The organism is Thermoanaerobaculia bacterium (assembly GCA_035717485.1).
Classification (GTDB): domain Bacteria; phylum Acidobacteriota; class Thermoanaerobaculia; order UBA5066; family DATFVB01; genus DATFVB01.
The window spans coordinates 1-4,209 of record DASTIQ010000319.1; the positions used below are offsets into that span (position 1 = coordinate 1).

The window sequence follows — 4,209 nt, forward strand, 5'->3', positions numbered from 1 at the left end:
AGCCTGGGGGTGGCTCGATTTTTTCCACGCCGGCCGCGAGGGCCGGATGGGAAGCGAGCCGCGACGGGCGCAAGTCCCCGCGTCGGGTTTTGGCTTCGTGGGATTTCATGGTCTGGGTCTCCGGATCGACCGGAATTCATGCAATATTTGTGCCCCGCGAAATTTTCCGTTCCGCGATCCGCCGGACCGGGAATCGGCGTTCGGACATCCGGCTCGCCGGGGGCCATACACCTTGCAACGGCGCCCGTTTCGTGTATTGTTCGCGGATGATTCGACGATCGAGCGCCAGAAGAGAGAGTTCGGCGGCCCGCCACCCGGATTCGAACGCGATGGCTTCGCGCAACGCGCACGCCCGCGCTCTCGTCGCCTGGACCGCCCAGCGGATGAAGGCGAGCCTCTCGGAAGTCAGGGGACCGTCGCGCCTGCGCAGCCTCTCGCGCGTGCGGGCGGTCGCCGGCTACCTGGGCCGCGAGGTCGCGGCCGTTCCGATCGCGCGGGTCGCGAGGGAGGTCAACCGCGACCCGTCGACGCTCTGGCGCGACGTCGAATGGCTCGAAGCGGAGATGAAACGCGACCGCGACGTGCGGGCCGACGTCGGGAAGACCGCGGCGGCGTGCGCCGCGTGGGTCAAGAGCGGGAGCGCCTCCCCGCGTCGTTGATCCCGCCGGATCCCGGCGGTTCCCGAGTTCGAGTCCGCGTTCCGCCCGCGAGCCGCGCCGGCGATTCCCTCCACCGGATCGGCCGCCTCGGCTCCGTCCGAGCGTACAATGCCGGCGGCAGTTCGGAGGCTCTCTTTGTCCCTCTCCGGCACGTTCGAAAGCATGCCGATGGCGGACCTCATCCAGTGGGCCCGAGCGGCCCGCCGGAACGGCGTCATCACGGTCCGCCATCCCCGCGAGGGGACCGAGCGCCGCATCTGTCTCGAAAACGGAACGATCTCCGCCTGCGCGTCCAACGATTCCCGCGATCACTACGGGAACTACCTCGTGCGGCTCGGGTACTGCAGCGAAGAGGACGTCAACCGCTCGCTCCAGATCCAGAGGGAGACCGGCGTCATGGTCGGGCAGATCCTCGTGATGGTCGAGAAGCTCACGCGCGACGACGCCGTGACCACGTTGACCGAGAAGACGACGGACAACGTCTGCGACGTGTTCCTCTGGGACGAGGGGACCTTCGAATACGACCCGAAGCCGGTGCCCCCCCGCAAGATGGTCGAGCTTTCGATCGATCCGATCGGCGTCGCTCTCGAAGGCCTCCGGCGCGCCGGCGCCTGGAACTCGCTCCGCATCCGCTTCCATCGCGATTCGATCCTCGAGGCCACCGACGCGTCGTTTTCGGCCGCCGGCGAATACGAGAACCCGCGCGTCGCGCGGATCGTCCTCCCGCTCCTCGACGGCCAGCGGACGATCGGCCGGCTCTGCCGCGAGCTGCCGTTCTCGGAATACTCGGTGATCGAGGCGGTGTCGGAGCTCGCCCGGACCGGCCTCGCCCGGACCAGCGACGTGTCCGCGGCGATCCCGCGCCGGCAGCGGCTCGAGGAGAATTTCGCGGAGGCCGCGGCCGCCGAGAAACGGGGGGACTGGGGAACTGCGGTGCAGATCCTCGAGGCGCTCGACGCGCTCCACTGGGAGATCCCGGGGCTCGCGGAAGCCCTTCCGCGCGCGCGCGTCCGCTACAAGCAGAACCTCTATGAAACCGCGTTCCGCCCGGAGGACGTGCCGATCGTCGCGATCGGCGAAGAGGCGGCCGAGCGACTGAAGCTCACCCCCATCGACGGTTTCGTCCTCTCGCGCGTCGACGGCCACGGCACCGTCGCGGAGGTCATCCGGATGTCGGCGCTCGCCGAGATGGACGCGCTCCGATCGTTGAAGAGACTGCTCGACGCCGGGGTGATCCGGTTCCTTCCGCACCCCCGCGCCTGAAGGGCGGGAGCGGTCGGGGCGGGCCGAAGTTCGCCGCCGCGAACCGTCCGGTCGCGGTGGCATAATTCCCGAAACCGGAGAAGGAGGTTTCCATGTCCTCTCTTCCCCCCGAATCCGCCGCCGACCTGCTTCCCTGGGAGCGACGCCGCGCCGATCCCGTCACGGCGTTCGTCGATACGGTCAAGCTCTTCGTGACCCGGCCCGACGAGGCGTGGCGAATCACGCCGGAGCGCGGAGGCCTCGAGTCGCCGCTCCTCTTCGGGTTGATCATTTCGTTCCTCGGGGCCGCGATGTCGTTCGTCTATCGGTGGATCTTCGGCTCGGCCTGGATGCGGATGTTTCCGGCGGCCGCATTCCGCCGGTGGGGAGGCGCGCCCTGGTGGGCAATGAGGCGTCCCGGGGGGTGCGCGATCATCGTCTGGCCGTTCGTCGCCGCCTTCACGATCCTGATCGGATTGTTCGTCTGCGCCGCGATCCTGCATCTCTTCGTCCTGATCGTCGGCGCCGCGCGCGGGTCCGCGTCGGGGTTCGAGGGCTCGTTCCGGGTCGTGTCCTATTCCGCGGTTTCGAGTCTCGCGCAGGTGATCCCGTTATTCGGCGGCCTCATCGCGTTCGTCTGGTGGATCGTCCTCGCCGTGAAGGGGATCGTTCGCCTGCACCGGACGACGACGGGCCGCGCGCTCGCGGCCGTCCTGGTGCCGATCGCCCTGGTGATGGGCCTGGTCGTGCTGTGCGCGATCGTGGTGTTCGGGCTGATCCTGGCTACACACCGCTCCGGCTCGTACTCGTTGTAGGCCGGCTCGGCGGCGTGTTCCTCCGCGGGAGGCGACCCTGAGACAACGGGTGACCTTTTCGCACGTATGCTGTCAAGGAGATTTGACAGTGCCGCCGCACGAGGGGCCCACTGCCGGGAGGAAGGCATGAAACGCCAAGGTTTTCTGATCGACTCCCGCTGGAAGGCCGTCGGCGGGTGCAGCATCCTCATCGCCGTTCTCGGCTCGATCGGCTGGATGGCCTCGGCGGATGTCGGGCAGGACTCGGGCTCCCGCAACCCGCTGCAGCCTTTCATGGACGATACGGGCGCGGTCCAGACCTTCTCGACGCTCGGACCCGTGGACAAGAGCAACCCCTTCTTCCAGAGCCTCGGCACGAATGGCCGAGCCTGCGTCACCTGCCATCAGCCGTCGACCGGCTGGACGCTTTCACCCGCGGAAGTCCGCCGGCGCTTCGACGCGACGGACGGTCTGGATCCCCTCTTTCGGACCAACGACGGATCCACCTCGCCCTTCGCCGACGTCTCGACCGTCGATGCCCGGCGCGAAGCGTACGCCATGCTCCTGACCAAGGGGCTCATCCGTGTCGGAATCGGTATCCCCACCGGGCCCGGCGCTGAGTTCACGCTCGTCGCCGTCGACGATCCCTATGGCTTTGCGAGCGCGAGCGAGCTCTCGCTCTTCCGGCGGCCGCTGCCCTCGACGAACCTGCCGTTCCTGAGCACGGTCATGTTCGACGGCCGCGAAACGTTTCCCGGGAAGTCGATCACGTTCGATCTCATGGACCAGGCCAACGGAGCGACGCTCGGGCACGCTCAGGCAGCCGTTCCGTTGACGACGGAACAGCAGGAAGCGATCGTCGCCTTCGAAACCTCCCTCTATACGGCACAGGTCTGGGACGCGGAGGCGGGAGATCTGAACGGAAGGGGGGCCCTGGGCGGCCCGAAGGCTCTTTCGCAGCAGGAGTTCTTCATCGGCATCAACGATCCCCTCGGGAACAACCCCGACGGAACGCCCTTCACGCCGGTCATCTTCGATACGTTCGACGCCTGGGCGAACGCGGGAGGGCTCGCCCTGGGACAGGATGTCAGCCGAAACACGACGCGAGCGGCCGTCGCCCGGGGACAGCTCCTGTTCAACAGCCGGCGGATCGACATCCAGGGCGTGAAGGGGCTCAACGACGAGCTCGGCGTCCCCACGATCCCGGGGACGTGCGGCACGTGTCACGACTCCCCGAACGTCGGAGACCACTCGATCCCGGCGCCGCTCGACATCGGGCTGACCGACGAATCGCGCCGAACTCCCGACATGCCGCTCTACACCCTGAGGAACAACGTGACCGGCGAAACGATCCGGACGACCGATCCCGGTCGAGCGCTCATCACGGGACGGTGGAAGGACATCGGGCGCTTCAAGGGGCCGATCCTTCGCGGGCTCGCGGCGAGGGCGCCGTATTTTCACAACGGGTCGGCGCCAACGCTCCACGACGTCGTGGACTTCTACAACGAGCGATT

4 protein-coding genes are annotated in these 4,209 nt (G+C 67.8%); all 4 read left to right on the top strand.

Features of this window, described 5'->3' with window-relative positions; all coding sequences use genetic code 11:
* Positions 1-329 precede the first annotated feature (329 nt).
* Positions 330-659, top strand: a complete 330-nt coding sequence (locus tag VFS34_16765) for a hypothetical protein (GenBank protein ID HET9796103.1) — start codon at positions 330-332, stop codon at positions 657-659.
* Between the two features lie 135 nt (positions 660-794).
* Positions 795-1,922, top strand: coding sequence for a DUF4388 domain-containing protein (locus VFS34_16770; protein ID HET9796104.1), 1,128 nt, complete (start codon positions 795-797; stop codon positions 1,920-1,922).
* A gap of 92 nt (positions 1,923-2,014) precedes the next feature.
* Positions 2,015-2,716 (top strand): YIP1 family protein, encoded by a 702-nt coding sequence (locus tag VFS34_16775; protein ID HET9796105.1) that lies wholly within the window; start codon positions 2,015-2,017, stop codon positions 2,714-2,716.
* Between the two features lie 126 nt (positions 2,717-2,842).
* A partial coding sequence (locus VFS34_16780) for a hypothetical protein (GenBank protein HET9796106.1) occupies positions 2,843-4,209 on the top strand: 1,367 nt, incomplete at its 3' end.